A 22,509-nucleotide genomic window follows, 5' to 3' on the forward strand; every position below is an offset into this window, starting at 1 on the left:
GGTGGGAGTCCGTGGTCTCCCGGCCGCTGGGACGCGGGTCACTCACCCCGGCCGTCGCTTCACCCGCGCCGGTGAACTCACCTCTGCCGCAGGGCGAACCACAGTTCCATCCGTACGTCCGGGTCGTCCAGGTCCGTCCCCAGCAGGGCCGCGCAGCGCGCGATGCGCTGCCGCACGGTGTTGCGGTGCACGCCCAGCGCCACCGCCGTGCGGTCCCAGCCGCCGTGCAGTGACAGCCAGGCGCGCAGGGTGGCCGCGAGGGTGTCGTCGAGCGGGGCGAGCAGCGCGCGGGCGTGCGCCTCGGCCTCGTCGGGCGGCACCAGGTCGGCGAGCGCGGGGCGCGCGCCGTGCCGGACCAGGGGCGCGCGGACGGCGCGGGCGCGCGCCAGGGCGCGGGCCGCCCGGACGTCGGCGGCCGGCCAGTCGGCGGGGGCCGCGGCGGCGCCGACCCCCAGCGTCCATCCCGGCTGCGCGAGCGGCTCCCGCTCACCCGGCACCAGCACCCGTACGACGTCCTCCCCGAGGTCGACCAGCGGCGACCCGAGCGCGGCGCCCAGCGCGGCGGCGGCCACGGCGTCCGGCGCCCGACCCTCGGGCCGGCCGTGCACGACCTGCCACCGGTCCCCGCCGAGGAGCGGGGCCACGGACTCCGGGGCGGCTCCGAGCAGCAGCCGTACGAGGGCCGAGGAACGGGCCGCCTCCGAGCCGCTCCGCTGCTCACCGGTGAGCAGCGAGAGCAGGACGGCGGCGACCGAGGCGATGGTGTGGTCACCGGTCCCCCGGTGCGGAGCGGCGGTCCCGAGCACGAAACCCCGGCCGGACCCGAGGGCGTAGGCGGCGAGACGGGTGCCGCCGGTGGTGTCGGTGGCGGAGGTGGGGGTGGGGGTGGGGGTGGAGGCCGGTACGGGGCCCGCCGCAGCCGTGACCGTGTCCGTCGGCGGCGGGCCGGGGGGCCGCACGACCCGCGCCAGCCGTGCCAGCGCCGGGCCCGTCCCGCTCCCCGGCTCCCGGCCCGCCGCCGCGATCTCCGTGCCCTCCGGGCCGTACAGCACCGCCCGGCCTCCGGTCCGCCGGGCCAGCTGCCGCAGCACCGCCGGCACCGGGTCCGGCCGGGACGCGGCGGCGGCGAGGCTCTGCTGGGCCTCGGTGACCCGGCGCAGCTCCGCGTGCCGGGCCTGCGCCATGAGCTGCCAGACCGCGCGGGCCACGCCGGAGAAGGTGGTCCGCGGCGGGACCTCCAGCAGGGGAAGCCCGCGGGTCTCGCAGGCGGCGGCCAGGGCGCGCGGCACGCTGTCGTGCACCGGCGCCAGGCCGAACCCGAGGGCCGCCCCGCCGGCGGCCACGATCCGCGCGACGTAGTCGTCGCAGTAGGCGTCCAGGCCGGAGGTCTCCCGGCCTGCCGCCGCCTCGGGGAGGTGCGCCCCGGCCGTCAGCAGCAGCTCGCCGCCCAGCAGGTACGGGTACGGGTCGGCCATCTCCGAGGCGTGCGCCCCGTGGACGACGGGATCCGGCTCGAGGGGCCCGGCGATCCGGCGCAGGGCGAGGTCCTCGCGGGCCAGCAGGGCGGCGAGGGGCACGGGGGGTGTCGGCGGCACGGGTACCGCCGCGGGCTCCGGCATGGTGTGCGTTTCCTCCATGGGGAACGGCTTCAGTGGAGGAAACGTACACTTCGCCGGCGCCTTCCGGCCGTCTAGGGTCGTCCCGGCCGGCTCCCCGGCCCGGCATCCCCACTCGTGCCCGAACTCGTGCCCGAACTCGTGTCCGAACGCCTTCCGGCTCGCCGGTAGAGTCGTACGCGGCAGGACAGAGCGGTACATACGCGACGAAGAGCAGGAAAGAAGGCAGTAGATGAGCAGCAGCGAGACGCCCCGCGGCCCGGTCGACTCCTCGCGGGTGCCGCGCTACGCCGGCCCCGCGACCTTCGCCCGGCTGCCCCGCCTCGACGAGGTCGGCCGCGCCGACGTCGCCGTGGTCGGCGTGCCGTTCGACTCCGGCGTCTCCTACCGGCCCGGCGCCCGCTTCGGCGGCAACGCGATCCGCGAGGCGTCCCGGCTGCTGCGCCCCTACAACCCGGCGCAGGACGCCTCCCCCTTCGCCCTCGCACAGGTCGCCGACGGCGGCGACATCGCCGTGAACCCGTTCGACATCAACGAGGCCGTCGAGACGATCGAGGCGGCCGCCGACGACCTGCTGGGCACCGGCGCCCGCCTGATGACCCTCGGCGGCGACCACACCATCGCCCTGCCGCTGCTCCGCTCGGTCGCGAAGAGGCACGGCCCGGTCGCCCTGCTCCACTTCGACGCCCACCTCGACACCTGGGACACCTACTTCGGCGCCGAGTACACGCACGGCACCCCGTTCCGCCGCGCCGTCGAGGAGGGCCTCCTCGACACCTCCGCCCTCTCCCACGTCGGCACCCGCGGCCCGCTCTACGGCAAGCAGGACCTCACCGACGACGAGAAGATGGGCTTCGGCATCGTCACCTCGGCGGACGTCTACCGGCGCGGCGCCGACGAGGTCGCCGACCAGCTCCGCCAGCGCGTCGGCGACCGCCCGCTGTACATCTCCATCGACATCGACTGCCTCGACCCGGCGCACGCGCCCGGCACCGGCACCCCCGAGGCCGGCGGCATGACCTCCCGCGAGCTGCTGGAGATCCTGCGCGGACTGGCCTCCTGCAACCTGGTCTCGGCGGACGTCGTCGAGGTGGCGCCCGCGTACGATCACGCCGAGATCACCTCGGTGGCCGCGTCCCACACGGCGTACGAGCTGACCACGATCATGTCCCGTCAGATTGCGGAGGCCCGCGCGAAGTGACCCACGACCACGACCTGGTGCTCCGCCCGACCGCCGCACAGACGGAGGCGGCACTGAACCCCCCTCCCGGCCGCACCGGCGGGGACCTCGTCGTGGAGACCCTGGCCGGTCTCGGCGCGACCACCGTCTTCGGACTGCCCGGTCAGCACGCGCTCGCCGTGTTCGACGCGCTGCGCCGCTCCGACCTGCGCTACGTCGGCCTGCGGGTGGAGAACAACGCGGGCTTCGCGGCGGACGCGTACGGCCGTGTCACCGGTGAGGCGGCTCCCCTGCTGCTGTCCACGGGGCCGGGCGCGCTGACCTCCCTGGCCGCGCTCCAGGAGGCGGCGGCGGCCTCGGCGCCCGTCCTGGCGATCGGCAGCCAGGTCCCCACGGCCGGCCTGGGCGGCGGACGTCACGGCCACCTGCACGAACTGCCCGATCAGGCGGCCTCGTTCCGGGGCGTGGTGAAGTCGGTCCACACGGTCCGCGCCCAGTCCCAGATCCCCTCCGCGCTGGAGGCGGCCTGGAAGTCGGCCCTGACCGCCCCGCACGGACCCGTCTGGGTGGAGATCCCGCAGGACGTGCTGGCGGCGGAGACCGCGCTCCCCGTGGTCACGGCCGGCGACGCCTTCCCCGAGGAACTGCCACCGCGCCCCGAACTGACCGCGGTCGCCGCCGACCTGCTGGCGAAGGCCGCCCGCCCGGTGATCGTCGCGGGCGGCGGGGTCGTCCGCGCGGACGCCTCGGGCAAGCTGCGCAAGCTCGCCGAACGGCTCGACGCCCCCGTGGTCACCACCTTCGGCGGCAAGGGCGCCTTCCCCTGGACGCACCCCCTCTCCCTGCGGTCCTGGCTGGAGGACCGCCACACCACCGACTTCCTGGAGGACGCCGACGTCCTGCTGGTGATCGGCTCGGGCCTCGGCGAACTCTCCTCGAACCACCACACGTTCGCCCCGCGCGGCCGCGTGATCCAGATCGAGGCCGACCTCGGCAAACTGGAGTCCAACCACCCGGCCCTCGGCATCCACGCGGACGCCCGCCTCGCGATCCAGGCCCTGCTGGAGACCGTCCCCGAACGCACCGACCCCACGGCGCCCGAGCGCGTCCGCACGCTCCTGTCCCGCGTGGCGGAACGCCTCGCCTCCCAGGAGCTGACCCTGGAGCAGCAGGTGCTGGCGTCCGTCCGCACGGCGCTCCCCGCCGGCTCCCCGTCCTTCTGGGACATGACGATCCTGGCGTACTGGGCGTGGTCGGCCTTCGACCCGAAGGGTCCGAACCGCATGCACTCCGCCCAGGGCGCGGGCGGCCTCGGCTACGCCTTCCCGGCGGCCCTCGGCGCGGCGGTCGCCGACCCCACCCGCCCGGTCCTCGCCGTGTCCGGCGACGGCGGCGCCCTCTACTCGATCGCGGAACTGGCCACGGCGAGGCAGCACGACCTGAACGTCACCTGGCTCGTCGTCGACGACGGCGGCTACGGCGTCCTGCGCGAGTACATGGCCGAGTCCTTCGGCGGGACCACGGCAGGCGGGACCACGGCGACGGAGCTGACCGGCCCGGACTTCGCGGCGCTGGCCGAGTCCTTCGGCGTCCCGGGCGTGCGGACGTCCCCGCAGGCCCTGGAGGCCGACCTGGCGAAGGCGCTGGCGTCCCCCGGCCCGTCGGTGGTGGTACTGCCGGCGCGGTTGCGGATGTTCGCCCCCACCCACCTGGGCTGACGACAGCGGCCGGCCGCGGGGACGGACCCCCGCGGCCGTCTCCCGCTCGCCGCCGCGGCGACGGTTCGGCCCGGGCCGTTTCCGAGAGCGGGGGCAGCCGGTCCCGCCTCTTCGGGCACTCATCGTGCCCCGTGGCTTCCTGACCCGGCGCCGTTGCCGCGTTTAACGTCCCGGAGTGAGCCTCTGGACTTCCCTCGAGCCCGCCTCCGTGACCGTGGACCCGGGCGGTAGCACGACGGTGCGGCTGCGTGTGCGCAACACCGGTGACGTGGTGGACGAGTACCGCTTCGAGGCGGTGGGCCCCCTCGCGCCCTGGACCGTCGTGGAGCCGCAGTCGCTGCGGTTGTATCCGGGGACGACGGGGTCGGTGGACCTGACGTTCGCTCCGCCGCGCACGCCGGACGCGACGGCGGGGCCGAATCCGTACGCGGTGCGGATCACGCCGACGGAGCATCCGGAGGCGACGACGGTTCCGGAGGGGAACCTCACCGTCACCCCGTTCACGGAAGTGCGGGCGGAGTTGGTTCCGCCGACGGTGAAGGGCCGTTTCCGCGGCCGTCCGAGACTGGCCGTGGACAACTTGGGCAACACGAGGCTGACGGCGTCGGTGAGCGGCAGCGACAACGGTGATCAGCTGTCGTACGACATACATCCGGGCAACGTGCAGATCGAGCCGGGTCGTGCGGCGTTCGTGGAGACGACGCTGAAGCCGCGGCGGATCATCTGGTTCGGGTCGGCGGAGCACCGGCCCTACACCCTGGCGGTACAGCGGTCGGGTGTGGCGCCGCTGGGCGTTGAGGGCACGTTCGTGCAGCGGGGCTTCCTGCCGCGCTGGCCGGCGGTCTTCCTCAGCGTCCTCATGGCGCTGGCGATCACGGCAGTGATGCTGTGGATCGCCTACAGGCCCCAGGTCCGCAGCGCCGCCACCGAAAGGCTCCAGCAAGACGCCATCAGCACGCTGCCGCCCCCTTCCTCACCGACCCCCGAGGCGCCGAAGGCCCCGTCCGCCGGCGTCGCGGTACCCCCGGCCGCGACCGGGACACCGCAGGCCGGCGGAGCCGGAGAGGGAGCCGGAACCGGGGCGGAGGGTGGTGGCTCCGAGGAGGAGACCGCGGCGCCGGAGAAGACCGCGGCGACCGCCGTCCAGAGACTGGCCGCGAAGGATCCGGGCGGACGGCACATCTGCTACCGGGTCTACGTGGCGGGCCGGGGCTGGACCGACGCCGTGTGCGACGGCGAGACGGCGGGCACACCGGGCTCGGGGACGCCGCTCAAGGCCGTCAACATCGCCGTGTCCGGAACCGGGGGCACATCCGGCGGCGCCTACGTCCACGACCCCGCGTCGACCAACGGCGAGGGGCACTTCCCCGAGCCGTGGTCGAATGCCGCCGACGGCATCGACAACCAGCTCGGCGGCACCGAGGAGGACGCCCCGAACATGCTGGGGTTCACCATCAACGTCGATGGTGGCGGCGGTACCGTCTGCCAGTCCGCCCACGTCCACGACGACGCCTGGCTCGACCTGGCGTGCGACGAGCCCGGAGCCGGGTACGACTTCACCTACGCCGGCACCCACGACAACGACTCGTGGATCGAAGCGGTCAGGCTCAGGGTGTGACCCGAAGCGCTGCCCACAGGCCCTGAGCGGTCATGCGGAGGCGTTGACCGACCATGCTCCGGTCCCCATGGACGAAGCAGAGCGGCGGGCCGCACCGAAGGACGCGGAACAGCACGTCGCGACAGCCGCTGTGGGCGGCCCCCCTGGGCTCGACGACAGCGGCCGGCCGCGGGGGAGACCCCTCGCGGCCGGCCGCGACGTTGCGGGACCGCTCGCCTACCAGATCGCCTCGACCCACTCCGGGTGGTCGATGAACGGGTTGCGGTTGTGCTGGTAGGTGTCGTAGATGACCTGGTTGCGGCGCTCCTCGAAGGCGTCCGGCGGGTCCTCGTCGTTCCACGTCTTCAGGACGGAGAGACGGCCGTGGTAGGGCACGCTGCCGTTGGTGACGAGGTCGTTGGGCTCCAGGTTGGGCCAGCCGTCGTCGCCCTCGTAGCGGACGGCCATGTACAGGATCATGCGGGCCACGTCGCCCTTGACGGCGTCACGGGGCTCGAAGGAGTTCGAGTCGGTGAGGCTGCCGCCGGAGTTGGTGAAGCTGCTGCCGCCGTTGTCGAAGTCCTTGTTGCCGCGGATGGCGTTGACCGTCACGTCCTCGGGGCGGATGTGGTGCAGGTCGGTGCCGGGGCCCGCCGAGGTGCCGAAGTCGCCGTGCGACTGGGCCCACACGTGCTCGCGGTTCCAGTTCCCGCTGTTGCCGCCGTTGAGCGTCTTGCTCCGGGAGATGCCGGAGTAGAGGAGCTTGACGTTGCTGCTGTTGTTCGGGTCCTGGTCGGTGACCTTCATCGCCTCCCAGAGGGCCGAGTACGACAGCTTCGTCTGGGGCGTGATGATCGTGTGCAGGGCCGACTTGAGACTCGTACCCGTCTTGCCGACCGCGTTCTTGTAGTACGTCGAGTCGTACGCCGTCGTGGTCGCCGCGGCGGGGGTCGCGGTGAGCGCGGGTGCGGTGAGGCCGACCAGGACGGCCGAGGTGACGAGGGCCACCGATTTCCATCGGCGTATGCGTGTCGCCAGCATGTGGGGAGTCCGATCTACGCGGGTTGATTGGAGGCGGCAATCGGGAGAGTGACATGCACATGCGGTCATGGCAATGAATCTGACATGTCGATCAGATGACGGGGACCGGCAAATTACCCCTTGTCCACGCGAGTCGATGGCGCGAAACGGCCCCTGACGGGAGGTCAGGGGCCGTTCCTTGTCGATGTGCGGGCCGATGTGCTGCCGGTGTGCGGTCAGTTCACGTCCGAGGGGTCCAGTCGGTAGACCGTCGACTGGTCGCTCCGCGACGAGGCCGAGGTGCCGGAGTCGGCTGTGCCGGATGAGTCGGAGGTGCCGGAGTCGGAGGTGCCGGAGGTGCCGGAGCCGGAAGCGGCCGCCGAGCTGTAGTCGCTCTCCTTCACCGCCGTCCCGTTCTTCTGCACCCAATCCGTCACCTCGGAGTTGGCCGTGGAGCCGCCGCCCATGCCGCCGCCTCCCATGCCGCCGCCGAGCTGGATGTAGTGCAGCTCGCCGTTCTTCACCAGCTCCTTCAGGCGGGCCAGCGTCATCGCGTTGTCGGAGCCGGACCAGCCCCACATCGAGATCACCGGCTCACCGCTGCTGAGGATGAGCTGTGCGGCCGACTGCGAACTCGAGACCGCCAGCAGCCACTTCGCGCCGTCCTGGTTCTTCTTCAGGTAGGAGAGCAGCTCGGTGCTCGCACCGCCGCCCATGCCGCCGCCCGAGCCGCCTCCCATGGCGCCGCCGCCGGGGCCGTCGCCCGCACCGGTGCCGCCTTCCGGGGCGGTGCCGCCCGGTGCCGTACCGCCGTCGGCCGCGGTCCCGCCGGGAGGCGTACCGCCCGGCTGCTCGCCGCCGGGGAAGCCGCCGGCCCCGCCGCCCGCCTGCCCGTCGGCCTGCCCACCGGCCTGGCCGCCCGCCTGCTCGCCCTGCTCGCCGCCGGCGCCCGGGAAGGCGCCCCGGCCGCCGCCGAGGCCGCCGCTCCCGGTCGTGGGACCGGCCGTCGGATTCGTGCCGCTCATCCCGCCGCCCGAACCGGACGGCACCGACCAGGCGTACGCCGCCGGACCGGCCAGCGAGGCGACGACCGCCGCGGCCACGGAGGCCGCCAGCAGGCGGGCGCGGTGGCCCGGGCGGAAGACGAACAGCCCCACGACCGCCAGTGCCATGACGATGCCGATGGCCGGCCACAGCCAGGTGTTCCAGCCGGAGGCCCGGCGCAGCAGCACGATCGCCCAGACGGCCGTGATCACGAGGGCGAGCGGCAGCACCCACGCCCACCGCTTCTCGGCGCGGAAGGCGCGCAGCAGCATCAGGCCGCCGCCCCCGCACAGTGCCGCGATGCCCGGGGCGAGGGCGGTGGTGTAGTAGGGGTGCATGGTGCCCTCTGCGAGCGCGAAGGTCAGGTAGTGCAGGGCGGTCCAGCCGCCCCACATCACCAGCGCGGCACGGGTCGGGTCGGTGCGCGGGGCGCGCCCGCACAGGACGACGCCGCCGACCGCGGCGATCGCCGCGAACGGGATCAGCCAGGAGATCTGGCCGCCGAGGACGTCGTTGAACATCCGGCCGATGCCGGCGGTCCCGGAGAAGCCGCCGCCCCCGCCGCCGCCCCCGCCGTTGCCCTCGCCGCCGAAGACCCGGCCGAGGCCGTTGTAGCCCATGATCAGGTCCCAGGCGGTGCCGTCGGTCGAGCCGCCGATGTAGGGCCGCTCGTCGGCCGGGACCAGGGAGACGGCCGCCGCCCACCAGAAGCTGGAGACGGCGAGGGCCACGGCCGCGGCGGCCAGGTTGACGAGCCGCCTCACCAGCTTCGGCTTCGCCGCGTACAGGTAGACCGCGAAGACGGCGGGCAGGGCGATGTAACCCTGGAGCATCTTGGTGTTGAAGGCGAGGCCGAAGCAGGCGGCCGAGCCGAGCAGCGGCAGCAGCCTGCCGTCGCGCACCGCCCGCAGGGCCAGCGCCGCGCCGCCCACCATGAGGAACACCAGCAGGGTGTCGGGGTTGTTGTCCCGGTTGATGGCCACGGTGATCGGGGTCAGCGCGAGGACCAGCGCGGCGACCGCCGCCGCGCCGTGCCCCCAGACCCGCTTCACGCTCGCGTGCAGGATCCAGATCGTGCCGAGGGCGGTCAGGATCATCGGCAGCATCATCTGCCAGGTCCCGAAGCCGAACACGCGGCAGGACAGGCCCATCACCATCAGGGCGAACGGCGGCTTGTCGACGGTGAGGAAGTTCCCCGCGTCCAACGAGCCGAAGAACCAGGCCTTCCAGCTCTCGGTGCCGCTCAGCACGGCGGCGCTGTAGAAGCTGTTGAGCCCGGAGCCGGAGAGGTTCCAGGAGTACAGCACCGCCGCCAGCACCAGGATCGCGAGCAGCGCGGGGAGCGACCAGCGCGGCGCCTCGTCCGGAGGGGGCGCCGGGTTCGACGCCGGGTCCGCCGCGGACGGCGGCCGGTCGGAAGACACGGTCGGGTGGGGGAGATCGGTGGCTGATGTCACCGGTCCACCGTGCCGGGGGCCGATGAGCGGGGGCTGTGCCCAGCCTGGTCGCCACCTGTGAGTGGGCGGGGAGCGGGCGGAGGAGTGGGCCTGGCGGGCGGCACCCGGCCGGAGTGCCGCCCGCAGGACGCCGGTCACCCGGTCGCGTCACCCAGAAGTGCTCCGAACTTCTCCTTGTAGACGGCGAACTGCTTCTCGCGCCCGGCGACGAAGGCGTTCTCCTCACCCGGCTCCATCGTGGTGCCGGGCAGGTGCGACGGAAGGAGGTCCGGGATGTCGCGGAACACTTCGGCCACCGCCTTCCACCGGTCTCCGCCCTGACGCCTCGCGAGCAGGAGGTGCTTCATCAGTGACGCCTGGGCATCGGCCAGGAGGCGGACGGGCACCTTCTTCCCGCGGAACGTACTCTCTTCGGGAGCCTTGGCGCCGGGCACGGCCAGGCGGTGCAGCACCCACAGGGCGGCGCTCAACTGTCCTGCCCTGAAGTGCCTGTTCGGTGTCTCGGTCGGCATGCCTCATGCCTACCCACGGCCGGGCTTCGCCCCTACCCGCCGCCGGGATGCGCGACGAATCCCGTTCTTGGAACACACGTACAACTATCGGTCATGTGTACGAATCATCGTGGCATGACTCTCCGCATACCCAGACGAGCCAGACCCGGACAAGCCGGACCCGAAAGGACCGTACACGGGCGGGCCGGACGGACCGGACGGACCGGACGCACAAGAGGACTGGTCGCCGCCACCCTCGGCGCCGGCATCCTCCTCACCGGTGTGGCCGCCGCACCCGCCACGGCCGCCACCCCGACGGTCGGCTGCACGTCGGCCAAGGCGGGCCTCGCCGCCAAGCTGAAGAAGGACATCACCGCGGCGCTCGCCACCCGCAAGGGCACGGTCGCCGTCGGCCTCCACGACCGCAGCACCAACACCACCTGCACCCTGCGCGCCTCCACCGCCTTCGACTCGGCCAGCGTCGTCAAGGTCACCGTCCTGTCCGCGCTGCTGTGGGACGCGCAGAAGCACGGCAGGGCGCTGACCAGCCGTGAGAAGACCCTCGCCACGGCGATGATCACCAAGTCGGACAACGCCTCCACCTCCACCCTGTGGAAGCAGCTCGGCCTGACGAAGATCAGGGCCTTCCTCACGGCCGCCAAGATGACGCAGACCAAGCCGGGCGCCAACAACTACTGGGGCCTGACCCAGATCACCGTCACCGACGAACAGAAGCTGCTCAAGCTCCTCACGGCCAGGAACACCGTCCTCACCGACACCTCGCGCGCCTACGTCAACAAGCTGATGGCGCAGGTCGTCTCCTCGCAGCGCTGGGGCACCCCCTACGGGCGGCCCGCCGGGGTCAGCTGGCACGTCAAGAACGGCTGGCTGTCGCGCGCGACCCACGGCTGGCGGGTGCACAGCGTCGGCACCTTCAAGGGCGGCGGCCACGACTACACCATCACCGCCCTCACCCACGGCAACAGCACGATGAACTACGGCATCACCACCATCCAGGGCGTGGCCAAGGTCATCCACCGGGACCTCGCCGCGTCCTGAGCGGCCTCCCCACCGGGTTCCCGGCCGCGCTTCCGGTCGCCGCCGACGTCCGCCCCCGCCGCACCGGCGAGTCCTGCCGCAGCGGTACGGCCGTCCGCGGCGGTCCGCCCCGCCGCACCGGCGTCGCGCCGGAGAACCGCCGGAGAACCACCGGGGAACACCGGAAAACCGCCGGAGAACCGCCCGGCCCCGCGGAGCGGATCGTTATGGAGGGATGAAATCCGCTTCCCGTCACGTTGGTGCCTTCTGGAAGATCAGGTCTGACGGAAGGCACCGGCGTGGCTGCGCAACGGGGATGGGCACGGCGACTGGCGAGCTATGCGTGGCGCCATCCGGCGGACGTGGTCCTCGCCCTCGGCTCCTCCCTCGGCGGCATGGCCGTCATGGCGCTGGTCCCGCTGATCACCAAGGTGATCATCGACGACGTGATCGGCGACCACAGCCGCGACATGGCGCCCTGGGCGGGCGCCCTGATCGGCGCGGCCGTGATCGTCTACGTCCTCACCTACGTCCGCCGCTACTACGGCGGCCGGCTCGCCCTCGACGTCCAGCACGACCTGCGGACCGAGATGTACGCGACGATCACCCGGCTCGACGGCCGCCGGCAGGACGAGCTGTCCACCGGGCAGGTCGTCGGGCGGGCGACCAGCGACCTCCAGCTCATCCAGGGCCTGCTCTTCATGCTCCCGATGACCATCGGGAACATCCTGCTGTTCCTGATCTCCCTGGGGATCATGGCCTGGCTGTCGCCGCCGCTCACCCTGGTCGCGCTGGCCGTGGCCCCCGCCCTGTGGGTGATCGCCAGACGCAGCCGCACCCGGCTGCACCCGGCCACCTGGTACGCGCAGGCGCAGGCCGCCGCCGTCGCGGGCGTGGTCGACGGCGCCGTCACCGGCGTCCGGGTGGTGAAGGGCTTCGGGCAGGAGGAGCAGGAGACCGGCAAACTGCGCGAGGTCGGCCGCCGGCTCTACGCCGGCCGGCTGCGCACCGTCCGCTTCAACGCGCGGTACACCCCGGCCCTGCAGTCCGTCCCCGCGCTCGGCCAGGTCGCGATGCTCGCGGTGGGCGGCTGGCTCGCCGTGCACGGGCACATCACCCTCGGCACCTTCGTCGCCTTCTCCACCTACCTGGCGCAGCTCGTCGGCCCGGTCCGCATGCTCGCCGTGGTCCTCACCGTCGCCCAGCAGGCCCGCGCGGGCACCGAACGCGTCCTGGAGCTGATCGACACCGAGCCGTCGATGAAGGACGGCACCAGGGCGCTGCCCGCCGACGCGCCCGCGACCGTCGAGTTCGACGACGTGTCCTTCGGGTACGACGACGCCCGCCCGGTGCTGGACGGGCTCAGCTTCGAGATCCGCGCCGGCGAGACCCTCGCCGTCGTCGGCTCCTCCGGCTCCGGGAAGTCCACGGTCTCCCTGCTGCTGCCCCGCTTCTACGACGTCACCCGCGGCGCCGTCCTCGTCGGCGGCCACGACGTGCGCGAGCTGACCCAGGACTCGCTGCGGGCCGCGATCGGCCTGGTGCCGGAGGACTCCTTCCTGTTCTCCGACACGGTCCGCAGCAACATCGCCTACGGCCGTCCCGACGCCACCGACGAGGAGATCGAGGCCGCCGCCCGCGCCGCCCAGGCCGACCGGTTCATCGCCGAGCTGCCCGAGGGCTACGACACCAAGGTCGGCGAGCACGGCCTCACCCTCTCCGGCGGCCAGCGCCAGCGCGTCGCGCTCGCCCGCGCGATCCTCACCGACCCGCGGCTGCTCGTCCTCGACGACGCCACCTCGGCGGTGGACGCGCGCGTGGAGCACGAGATCCACGAGGCCCTCAAGCAGGTCATGGAGGGCCGTACGACCCTCCTCATCGCGCACCGCCGCTCCACCCTCAATCTCGCCGACCGCATCGCCGTCCTCGACGGCGGCCGGCTCGCCGACCTCGGCACCCACGAGGAGCTCCAGGAGCGCTCGGCCCTCTACCGCCGCCTGCTCACGGACCCGGACGAGCTGGGCGGGGTCTCGCCCGGCCACTCCCGCCCCGCCGAGCCCGGCGAGGACACGTCCGTGAAGGACGAGCTGGACGCCGAGTTCGACGCCGAGCGCGGGGTCACCCCACGGCTGTGGACGGGCGACCGCGAGCGCAAGGACACCGCGCTCGCCGGTACGCCCGCCACGCCCGAGCTGCTGGCACAGGTGGAGGCGCTGCCCCCGGCGACCGACGTCCCGGACGTCGACGAGGCCCGCGCGGTGGCCGCCGAGGACTCCTACGGCCTGCGCCGGCTCCTGCGGGGCTTCGGGCTGCCGCTGCTGATCAGCCTCGGCCTGGTCGCCGTGGACGCCGGCACGGGCCTGCTGCTGCCGGTGATGATCCGGCACGGCATCGACGACGGCGTCACCCGGATGGCCGTGGGCGCCGTCTGGGCCGCCTCCCTGCTCGCGCTGCTCGCCGTGCTCGCCCAGTGGGTCGCGCAGACCGCCGAGATCCGGATGACCGGCCGCACCGGCGAACGCGTCCTGTACGCCCTGCGCCTGAAGATCTTCGCCCAGCTCCAGCGGCTCGGCCTCGACTACTACGAGCGCGAGCTGACCGGCCGGATCATGACGAGGATGACGACGGACGTCGACGCGCTGTCGACGTTCCTGCAGACCGGCCTGGTCACCGCCTTCGTCTCGGTCGTCACCTTCTTCGGCATCATGGCGGCCCTGCTGGTGCTCGACGTGCAGCTGGCCCTGGTCGTCTTCGCCACCCTGCCGCCGCTGGTCCTCGCCACCTTCTTCTTCCGCCGGGCCAGCGTGAAGGCGTACGAGCTCGCCCGTGAGCGGGTGTCGGCGGTCAACGCCGACCTCCAGGAGTCGGTCGCCGGACTGCGGATCGTGCAGGCCTTCCGGCGCGAGCGCGACGGCGGGGCGCGGTTCGCGGAGCGCAGCGACGGCTACCGCCTGGCCCGCATCCGCGGCCAGTGGCTGATCTCGGTCTACTTCCCCTTCGTCCAGCTGCTGTCCTCGGTCGCCGCCGCGGCCGTCCTGGTCGTGGGCGCGCACAGGGTGGACGCGGCGACGCTGACGACCGGCGCGCTGGTGGCGTACCTGCTCTACATCGACCTGTTCTTCGCGCCCGTCCAGCAGCTCTCCCAGGTCTTCGACGGCTACCAGCAGGCCACGGTCTCGCTGGGCCGCATCCAGGAACTCCTGCGGGAGCCCACGTCCACGAAGACCGCGGAGGAGCCCCTCGCCGTCGACTCGCTGCGCGGCGAGATCACCTTCGAGGACGTGCACTTCACCTACGGCGACAACGAGGAGGCCCTGACCGGCATCGCGCTGAGCGTCCCCGCCGGCCAGACCGTCGCGTTCGTCGGCGAGACCGGAGCCGGCAAGTCGACCCTGGTGAAGCTGGTGGCCCGGTTCTACGACCCCACGAGCGGCCGGGTGCTGGTCGACGGCAGGGACCTGCGCACCCTCGACCTCACCTCGTACCGCCACCGGCTGGGTGTCGTCCCGCAGGAGGCGTACCTCTTCCCCGGCACCGTCCGCGACGCCATCGCCTACGGCCGCCCCGACGCCACCGACGCCGAGGTGGAGGCGGCGGCGCGGGCGGTCGGCGCGCACGAGATGATCGCCACCCTGGACGGCGGCTACCTCCACGAGGTCGCCGAGCGCGGCCGCAACCTCTCCGCCGGGCAGCGGCAGCTGATCGCGCTGGCCCGCGCCGAGCTGGTCGACCCGGACGTCCTGCTCCTCGACGAGGCGACGGCCGCCCTGGACCTGGCCACGGAGGCCCAGGTCAACCAGGCCACCGACCGCGTCGCGGGCCGCCGTACCACCCTGGTGGTGGCCCACCGCCTGACCACCGCGGCCCGCGCGGACCGGGTCGTCGTCATGGACCACGGCCGGGTCGCCGAGGACGGCACCCACGAGGAACTGCTCGCGCGGGGCGGCCGGTACGCCGGGCTGTGGCGGGCGTTCGTCGGCGAGTCGGAACCGGAGGAGCCGGTCGGCGCCTCCCGCTGACGGCCGCGCAACCATCCGGCACGCACCCTGCGTCCGTACACCTGTACGGCCGTGGGTGCGGCGGACGGGGGAGGGGTCGACGACCGTGGACAGTGGTGCGATACGCCGACGGCTGGGGGCGGGGCTGGCCGTGCTGACCGCGTCCCTCCTGTTCGCGGTGGCGGCGCCGGGCAGCGCCCAGGCCGCACCCTCCGCCTGCACGGGCCGCCAGGTGCGGATGCTGCCGTTCTCCACCGGCTCCGTCTTCGTCTACAAGAACGGCGGCCGGGTGTGCGCCGTGACCGTCCAGAAGCACCCCGGCACCAAGCGGGCGGTCTCGGTCAGTGTGCAGGCGCGCGGCCATGCGGCCGTGCGCAAGTCGCGCAAGCACGTCCGCAGTTCGCCGCCGGTTGAGGTCTACGCCGGGCACCGCCGCGTGCGGGTGTCGGGCTCGGTGGGCAGCGGGACGTACACCTCCGGCTGGATCCTGTGCTGACCGGCACGCGCTGACCGGCGCCTTCGGGCCGTCACATCCCGGCCGACATCTGCCCCACAGGTGCCCCACACGCGCTCCACTTGCCAATCCCCTCTGGTGTGACGGGTGTTGCTCCGATAGTTTCCGGCGCACATCTGTCTCACAGGGAGGGTGCACGCGCATGCGCAAGGCGCTCAGATGGCTGCTGGCGTTCACCGTGCTCATCGGCACGCTGACCACGGCCGGGGCAGCTACCGCTGCCGAGCCGGAAGCGGACATCAAAGACCGGCTCCTCTCCGTTCCGGGCATGAGCCTGGTCCAGGAGAAGCCGTACCCCGGCTACCGCTACTTCGTCCTGAACTACACCCAGCCGGTGGACCACCGGCACCCCTCCAAGGGCACGTTCCAGCAGCGGATCACCGTGCTGCACAAGGACGTCAGCCGCCCGACGGTCTTCTACACCGGCGGCTACAGCGTCTCCACCAACCCCAGCCGCCGCGAGCCCACCCAGATCGTGGACGGCAACCAGGTCTCCATGGAGTACCGCTTCTTCACCCCCTCCCGCCCCGACCCCGCCGACTGGTCCAAGCTGGACATCTGGCAGGCCGCGAGCGACCAGCACCGCATCTTCCGCGCGCTGAAGGCGGTCTACCCGCAGAACTGGATCTCCACGGGCGGCTCCAAGGGCGGCATGACGGCCACCTACTACGAGCGCTTCTACCCGCGTGACATGGACGGCGTCGTCGCGTACGTCGCCCCCAACGACGTGGTGAACGACGAGGACTCCGCCTACGACCGCTTCTTCGCGACCGTCGGCACCAAGGAGTGCCGCGACCGCCTGAACGCCGTGCAGCGCGAGGCCCTGGTGCGCCGCGAGGCGCTGGAGAAGAAGTACGAGGCCTACGCCGCCGAGAACGGCTACACCTTCACCACCGTCGGCAGCCTGGACCGCGCCTACGAGGCCGTCGTCCTCGACTACGTCTGGGGCTTCTGGCAGTACAGCCTGCTGTCCGACTGCGACGCGATCCCCGCCGACGCGAAGAACGCCACCGACGACGAGATCTGGACCTCGATCGACACGATCTCCGGGTTCTCCTTCTACACCGACCAGGGCCTGTCGCCGTACACCCCGTACTACTACCAGGCGGGCACCCAGCTCGGCGCGCCCACCATCCGCTTCCCGCACATCGAGAAGAAGTACGTCCGCTACGGCTACCAGCCCCCGCGCAACTTCGTCCCCCGGGAGATCTCCATGAGGTTCCAGCCGTGGGCGATGCGCGACGTCGACACGTGGGTGAAGCACAACGCCCGCCACATGCTGTTCGTCTACGGCGAGAACGACCCGTGGGGCGCCGAGCCGTTCCGCCTCGGCAAGGGCGCGAAGGACTCCTACGTCCTCACCGCGCCCGGCATGAACCACGGCGCGAACGTGGCCGGCCTCGTCGCCGACGAGAAGGCCCTCGCCACGGCCCGCATCCTGGACTGGGCGGGCGTCGCCCCGGCCGCCGTCCGGGAGAACGCCGCCGCGGCCAGGCCGCTGGCGAAGTTCGACGCCAAGCTGGACGTACGGGACGTGGAGCGCGAGCCGGCGCTGCGTCCGTAACCCTCCCGCCGGGCCCGTACGCGACGGCCGGCCGGCTTCCCCGCCGGCCGGCCGTCGCGCCGTTTCGTCCCGCGGGCCGTGTCGTCCTGCCGCGGCCCCGGTCAGGCCCCGGTCAGTAGGAGAGGCCGTGTCCGATCGGGTACAGTACGCGCGCCGGGTCGTCCGCGCGCCGCACCGGCACCGGCAGCCGGCCCCGCGGCTCCAGGGCTCCCGCGATCACCCGTGCGGCGGCCCGCAGTTCGACGTCGGTCCACGAGTAGGACGCCAAGTACGCCTGCACGGAAGGCAGCTGGGCCACGTCGTACGGATTGCGGACCGCCACCGCGATCACCGGGCGTCCGGTGGAAAGGAGTTGCTCGACGAGCGTCTTCTGCGGGCTCGTCGCGGTGACGTCGTAGGTCGCCACCACCACCGCGTCCGCGTCGCCCGCCGCCGCCACCGCCCGCGCGATCGTCGCCGCGGACGGGGCCGTGCCCGTGGACAGCGCCGTCGCCGTGAACCCCAGTCCGGTGAGGGCGGCGGCGAGGACCCCGGTGGGCGGACCCGTGGTGCCCGAGGGGGACGCCGGGTCGGCGCCCACCACCAGCAGCCGCCGGTGCGTGCGCGGCGACAGCGGCAGCACCGGACCCTCGTTGACCAGCAGGGTCGTCGTCCGCCCGGCGATCCGGTCGGCCGTCGCGAGGTGCGCCCTCGTGCCCACCGTCCGCTCCACCCGGTCCCGGCTGACGTACGGGTCGGCGAGCAGGCCGAGGCGGTCCTTCAGCCGCAGGATCCGCAGGACCGACTCCTCCAGCCGCGCCTCCGTCAGCTCCCCCTCCCGCACGGCCCGCAGCACGGCGTTCCAGGCGACGTCCAGCTTGGGCGGGTTGAGGAGCTGGTCGACGCCCGCCTTCAGCGCGAGCACCGGCACCCGGTCGTCCCCGTACTTCGTCCGTACGCCCGCCATGTCGAGCGCGTCGGTGACCACGACCCCGTCGTAGCCGAGGTGTTCGCGCAGCAGGCCGGTCACGACGGGCCGGGAGAGGGTCGCGGGGTCGCCCGAGTCGTCCAGGGCCGGGACCAGGATGTGGGCGGTCATGACCGCGTCGACGCCGGCCGCGATCGCCGCCCGGAACGGCACCGCGTCCAGCGCCTCCCACACCTCGCGCGTGTGCGTGATGACGGGGAAGCCGTAGTGGCTGTCGACGGTGGTGTCGCCGTGCCCGGGGAAGTGCTTGGCGGTCGCCGCCACCCCGGCCGCCCGGTAGCCGCGGATCTCCGCCGCCGCCAGTTCCGCCACCGCCTGCGGGTCCGCGCCGAACGAGCGGACGCCGATGACCGGGTTGGCCGGGTTCACGTTCACGTCGGCGACGGGGGAGTAGTCCTGCCGGACGCCCATCGCCCGCAGCTCGGCGCCCGCGACGCGGCCCAGGGTGCGGGCGTCGGACCGCGACCCTCCGGCGCCGATCGCCATCGCGCCCGGGAACAGGGTGGCCGGCCTGCCCACGCGCGCGACGACGCCGTGCTCCTGGTCCGTGGAGATCAGCACCGGCAGCCCGCGCGGCAGGCCGAGGGACGCCCGCTGGATGCCGTTGGACAGGTCCGCGATCCGGAGCGGGTCGCGGGTGTTGTGCGCCCACGTGAAGTAGATGATCCCGCCCACGCGGTAACGGGCGATCAGCTCGGCGGCGGTGCGCACACCGAGCTCGGCGAGGTTGGCGTCGGCGTCGGCCGGGTCGGGGGCGGTCGCCGAGTGCCCGTACACCCGTGTGACGAAGACCTGGCCGACCTTCTCCTCCAGCGACATGCGGGAGAGCAGCGAGCGCAGGCGGCGGTCGGTGTGGGCGTGCGCGGTGTCGGCGTACGCGGCGCCGCCGAGGGGGAGCGCGGTGGCGAGGGCGGTGGTGAGGCCGGCACCGGCGGCCAGGACGGTACGTCTGGAGGGGACGGTACGTCTGGAGGGCACGTGCGCTCCTTCCGGAGGCGATCCGGGGATGGTCCAGCGGTCCAGCGGTCCCGTGGCTCGTTGGACCGCTGGTCCGTTGGTCCGGTGATTCGCTGAAGGAAACTTCCGTCGCGCCAGCAGTAACCGGGAAGTTTCCGCCAGTCAAGGGAACGCGCACGGGACCGGTGCGGGGGCCGCCATCGGCGCAACGGAGGGGGCGACGGACGAGACCCCGCTCACGACCCCACTCGGGGGCGCGGGGAGCCGCGCACCCGGCCCTCACCCGCCCACCCCGCGGGAGCGACCCCGCACCCGCCCACCCCGCGGAGGCGCCCCCCCCCCGCGAAGGCGACCCCGCCCACCGAATGGACGCCTCGTCCACTAATTGGACACCCTCACCTCCGACCAACCCCCGGCGGGATCATGCGGGGCATGGCCCTTGTCGACATTCCCGGTTCCAAGTCCCTCACCGCCCGCGCCCTGTTCCTCGCCGCGGCCGCCGACGGGGTCACCACCCTCCGGCGGCCCCTGCGGTCGGACGACACCGAGGGATTCGCCGAGGGCCTCGTACGGCTCGGCTACCGCGTCGGCCGCACCCCGGACGCCTGGCAGGTCGACGGCCGCCCGCAGGGCCCCGCGGTCCGCGAAGCCGACGTGTACTGCCGCGACGGCGCCACCACCGCCCGCTTCCTGCCCGCCCTTGCCGCCGCCGGCCACGGCACCTACCGCTTCGACGCCTCCCCCCAGATGCGCCGCAGGCCCCTGCTGCCGCTGACCCGCGCCCTGCGCGACCTGGGCGTGGACCTGCGGCACGAGGAGGCGGAGGGCCATCACCCGCTGACCGTCGCCGCGGCGGGGGTGGAGGGCGGGGACGTCGTCCTGGACGCCGGCCAGTCCTCCCAGTACCTGACCGCGCTGCTGCTGCTCGGCCCGCTCACCCGCACCGGCCTGCGCGTCACGGTCACCGACCTGGTCTCGGCGCCGTACGTGGAGATCACGCTCGCGATGATGCGGGCGTTCGGCGTGGAGGTGGTCCGCGAGGGCCGCACGTACGTCGTCCCGCCGGGCGGCTACCGGGCGACGACGTACGCGATCGAGCCGGACGCGTCGACGGCGAGCTACTTCTTCGCGGCGGCCGCGGTGACCCCGGGCGCCGAGGTGACCGTGCCGGGTCTCGGCACGGGCGCGCTCCAGGGCGACCTGGGCTTCGTGGAGGTCCTGCGCGCGATGGGCGCGCGGGTCACGGTCGAGGCGGACCGGACGACCGTGCGCGGCACCGGCGAACTCCGCGGCCTCACCGTGAACATGCGGGACGTCTCCGACACCATGCCGACCCTCGCCGCGATCGCCCCCTACGCCTCCGGCCCGGTCCGCATCGAGGACGTGGCCAACACGCGTGTGAAGGAGTGCGACCGCCTGGAGGCGTGCGCGCAGAACCTCCGCCGGCTGGGCGTGGACGTGGCGACGGGCCCCGACTGGATCGAGATCCGCCCGGGCGCCGCGCCCGGGGGCGCCGAGATCACCTCCCACGGCGACCACCGCATCGTCATGTCCTTCGCGGTGACAGGCCTGCGCACGCCCGGAATATCGTTCGACGACCCGGAGTGCGTCCGCAAGACTTTCCCCGGTTTCCACGAGGCGTTCGCGCGGTTGAGGAAGGACATCGTCGGGTGACGTTCACCCGGCCGACCTGATCCACCGCGGCCCGTCCACAGTGGCCCGGCCCCGCGCCGCTCGCCCCCGCGCGCGACCTCACCCCGCGCCGCTCGCCCCCGCGCCCTCCACCCCCGCGCCCTCCGTGTTCTGCGGGTCCCTCGTGCCCGTCCCGCCCCGCAGTTCCGGCGTCGCGGCGGCCACCGCCGTCACCGCCAGGAGGCACATCAGGCCGCCCGTGACCAGGGCGGTGGCGCCCGAGGACCAACCGGCGGCGAGGCCACCGCGCAGGTTGCCCAGATGCGGGCCCGCCTGCCCGACGACCGCCTCGGCCGCCGTCACCCGGCCCAGGAGCGCGTCGGGCGTACGGGTCTGGACGATGGTCGTACGGGACAGGACGGCCACGGCGTCCGCCGCGCCGGCCACCACCAGCACCGCGAGCCCCGCCAGGGCGCTGGTCGTCAGGCCGAACAGGGCGAGGGACACGCCCCACAGGGCGGAGGAGCACAGCATCACCGGCCCCGGCCGCGCCAGCCGGGTCACCGGACCGGAGAGGGCGGTCGCGGTGACACCGCCGACGGCGAGCGCGGACAGGAACAGGCCCAGTGTGCGCGGGTCGCCACCGAAGCGTTCCGCGTTGACCAGCGGGAAGAGGCTGACCGGCATCGCCAGCACGGTCGCGGCCAGGTCCGTCAGCAGGGCGCCGCGCACCACCCGGTGACCGGTCAGGAACCGCAGCCCGTCCAGCACACCGTGCAGTCCGGGCCGGGACTTCCCGCCCTCGGGCGGCAGCGCCGGCAGACCGAACGCGCCGTAGAAGGCCAGCCCGAAACTGAGGGAGTCCAGCAGGTAGCAGACGCCGATGCCCCACCAGCCGAGCACCACACCGGCGACGGCCGGGCCGAGCAGCATCATGCACTGCCCGGTCGCCTGGTTCAGCGCGAGCCCCGCGGCCACCTGGTCCCCGGGCAGCAGCCGCGGCACGAACACGCCGGCCGCGGGACCCCCGACCGCTCCGAACGAGGCCTGCGCCGCGACCAGCGCCAGGACCAGCACCACGGGCACGTGCCCGGTGAAGCCCTGCACGGCGAGCAGCAGCGAGCAGAGGGCCTGGCCGACGGTGGCGATCAGATAGACGCGGCGCCGGTCGGCGCGGTCGACCCAGGCACCGGCGAACAGCCCCACGCCGACCATCGGCAGTGCCTGCGCCAGCCCGACCGCACCGCTCCACACCGAGCTGTGGGTCATGTCCCACACCTGGTACATGACGGTGACCATGGTCATGAAGCCACCGAGCGTGGAGACGGTGCGCCCGATCAGCAGCCGCCGGAAGACGGGGGAGGTGCGCAGAGGACGGACGTCGAGGAAGGTCCGGCCGGGACTCATGACGCCGAGGGGGCGGTGGACCGCACCACGGGCTGCATCGCGGGCTGCATTACGGGTCGATACACGGCGCGGAGGCTAACCCGGGCCCGTGCAGGCCCGCCAGTCGTTTACCGGCCCGCCGACCGGGCGGAGGATCCCCTTCGGTACCGGCCCGCCGACCGGGCGGAGGATCCCCTCCGGTACCGGCCCGCCGACCGGGCGGAGGATCCCCTCCGGTACCGGCCCGCCGACCGGGCGGAGGATCCCCTCCGGTACCGGCCCGCCGACCGGGCGGAGGATCCCCTCCGGTACCGGCCCGCCGACCGGGCG

The 22,509-nt window shown here is 73.4% G+C and carries 14 protein-coding genes; 8 read left to right on the forward strand and 6 right to left on the reverse strand.

Annotated elements, in window-relative coordinates; translation table 11 throughout:
• Positions 1–77: 77 nt before the first annotated feature.
• Positions 78–1,619, reverse strand: a complete 1,542-nt coding sequence (locus ACGFQC_RS01015; RefSeq protein ID WP_363088421.1) for a helix-turn-helix domain-containing protein — start codon at positions 1,617–1,619, stop codon at positions 78–80.
• A gap of 229 nt (positions 1,620–1,848) precedes the next feature.
• Between ACGFQC_RS01015 and speB the strand changes: the two genes are divergently transcribed.
• The 3 genes from speB (at position 1,849) to ACGFQC_RS01030 (ending at position 6,132) form a co-directional block, all read left to right on the forward strand.
• On the forward strand, positions 1,849–2,817 hold the full coding sequence (speB, locus tag ACGFQC_RS01020) for an agmatinase (protein WP_363088420.1): 969 nt from the start codon (positions 1,849–1,851) through the stop codon (positions 2,815–2,817).
• Positions 2,814–4,514, forward strand: a complete 1,701-nt coding sequence (locus tag ACGFQC_RS01025) for a thiamine pyrophosphate-binding protein (RefSeq protein WP_363088419.1) — start codon at positions 2,814–2,816, stop codon at positions 4,512–4,514. Before speB ends, ACGFQC_RS01025 begins: the two co-directional genes overlap by 4 nt.
• Positions 4,515–4,689: 175 nt before the next feature.
• Entirely contained in the window at positions 4,690–6,132 is a 1,443-nt protein-coding gene (locus ACGFQC_RS01030) for a hydrolase (protein WP_363088418.1), read from the forward strand.
• 216 nt (positions 6,133–6,348) lie between these two features.
• Here the strand turns inward: ACGFQC_RS01030 and ACGFQC_RS01035 are convergent, their stop codons facing one another.
• The 3 genes from ACGFQC_RS01035 to ACGFQC_RS01045 form a co-directional block, all read right to left on the reverse strand.
• Positions 6,349–7,152 (reverse strand): endonuclease, encoded by an 804-nt coding sequence (locus ACGFQC_RS01035; RefSeq protein ID WP_363088417.1) that lies wholly within the window; start codon positions 7,150–7,152, stop codon positions 6,349–6,351.
• A 215-nt stretch (positions 7,153–7,367) separates the two neighbouring features.
• The gene (locus ACGFQC_RS01040) at positions 7,368–9,632 is read right to left on the reverse strand and encodes a glycosyltransferase family 39 protein (protein WP_363088416.1); all 2,265 of its coding nucleotides are present in this window, start codon (positions 9,630–9,632) and stop codon (positions 7,368–7,370) included.
• Between the two features lie 134 nt (positions 9,633–9,766).
• Positions 9,767–10,144, reverse strand: coding sequence for a hypothetical protein (locus ACGFQC_RS01045; protein ID WP_363088415.1), 378 nt, complete (start codon positions 10,142–10,144; stop codon positions 9,767–9,769).
• A gap of 219 nt (positions 10,145–10,363) precedes the next feature.
• Here ACGFQC_RS01045 and ACGFQC_RS01050 point away from each other — a divergent pair, with 219 nt between their 5' ends.
• The 4 genes from ACGFQC_RS01050 to ACGFQC_RS01065 all read left to right on the forward strand — a co-directional run bounded on the left by ACGFQC_RS01050 (position 10,364) and on the right by ACGFQC_RS01065 (position 17,237).
• Positions 10,364–11,182, forward strand: coding sequence for a serine hydrolase (locus ACGFQC_RS01050; protein ID WP_363088611.1), 819 nt, complete (start codon positions 10,364–10,366; stop codon positions 11,180–11,182).
• A gap of 278 nt (positions 11,183–11,460) precedes the next feature.
• Positions 11,461–15,180 (forward strand): ABC transporter ATP-binding protein, encoded by a 3,720-nt coding sequence (locus ACGFQC_RS01055; protein ID WP_363088414.1) that lies wholly within the window; start codon positions 11,461–11,463, stop codon positions 15,178–15,180.
• An 85-nt stretch (positions 15,181–15,265) separates the two neighbouring features.
• A complete protein-coding gene (locus tag ACGFQC_RS01060; protein WP_363088413.1) occupies positions 15,266–15,655 on the forward strand; it encodes a hypothetical protein in 390 nt (129 codons plus the stop codon).
• Positions 15,656–15,815: 160 nt separating this feature from the next.
• Complete coding sequence (locus ACGFQC_RS01065) at positions 15,816–17,237, forward strand: S28 family serine protease (RefSeq protein WP_363088412.1); 1,422 nt, start codon at positions 15,816–15,818, stop codon at positions 17,235–17,237.
• A gap of 112 nt (positions 17,238–17,349) precedes the next feature.
• Here the strand turns inward: ACGFQC_RS01065 and ACGFQC_RS01070 are convergent, their stop codons facing one another.
• Positions 17,350–19,182: a glycoside hydrolase family 3 N-terminal domain-containing protein gene (locus tag ACGFQC_RS01070; RefSeq protein ID WP_363088411.1), complete on the reverse strand. Its 1,833-nt coding sequence runs from the start codon at positions 19,180–19,182 to the stop codon at positions 17,350–17,352.
• 411 nt (positions 19,183–19,593) lie between these two features.
• Between ACGFQC_RS01070 and aroA the strand changes: the two genes are divergently transcribed.
• A complete protein-coding gene (aroA, locus tag ACGFQC_RS01075; RefSeq protein WP_363088410.1) occupies positions 19,594–20,835 on the forward strand; it encodes a 3-phosphoshikimate 1-carboxyvinyltransferase in 1,242 nt (413 codons plus the stop codon).
• 78 nt (positions 20,836–20,913) lie between these two features.
• Here the strand turns inward: aroA and ACGFQC_RS01080 are convergent, their stop codons facing one another.
• On the reverse strand, positions 20,914–22,200 hold the full coding sequence (locus ACGFQC_RS01080; RefSeq protein ID WP_363088409.1) for an MFS transporter: 1,287 nt from the start codon (positions 22,198–22,200) through the stop codon (positions 20,914–20,916).
• Positions 22,201–22,509: the final 309 nt, after the last annotated feature.

The sequence above is a fragment of the Streptomyces sp. NPDC048734 genome, assembly GCF_043198675.1.
In the GTDB taxonomy this organism is placed as follows: Bacteria; Actinomycetota; Actinomycetes; order Streptomycetales; family Streptomycetaceae; genus Streptomyces.

Bases quoted from the DNA above. Each gene is read 5' to 3' on its own strand.
- ACGFQC_RS01045 (WP_363088415.1), bottom strand. From the start codon at position 10,144: ATGCCGACCGAGACACCGAACAGGCACTTCAGGGCAGGACAGTTGAGC.
- ACGFQC_RS01015 (WP_363088421.1), bottom strand. From the start codon at position 1,619: ATGCCGGAGCCCGCGGCGGTACCCGTGCCGCCGACACCCCCCGTGCCC.
- ACGFQC_RS01035 (WP_363088417.1), bottom strand. From the start codon at position 7,152: ATGCTGGCGACACGCATACGCCGATGGAAATCGGTGGCCCTCGTCACC.
- ACGFQC_RS01080 (WP_363088409.1), bottom strand. From the start codon at position 22,200: ATGAGTCCCGGCCGGACCTTCCTCGACGTCCGTCCTCTGCGCACCTCC.
- aroA (WP_363088410.1), top strand. From the start codon at position 19,594: ATGGCCCTTGTCGACATTCCCGGTTCCAAGTCCCTCACCGCCCGCGCC.
- speB (WP_363088420.1), top strand. From the start codon at position 1,849: ATGAGCAGCAGCGAGACGCCCCGCGGCCCGGTCGACTCCTCGCGGGTG.
- ACGFQC_RS01065 (WP_363088412.1), top strand. From the start codon at position 15,816: ATGCGCAAGGCGCTCAGATGGCTGCTGGCGTTCACCGTGCTCATCGGC.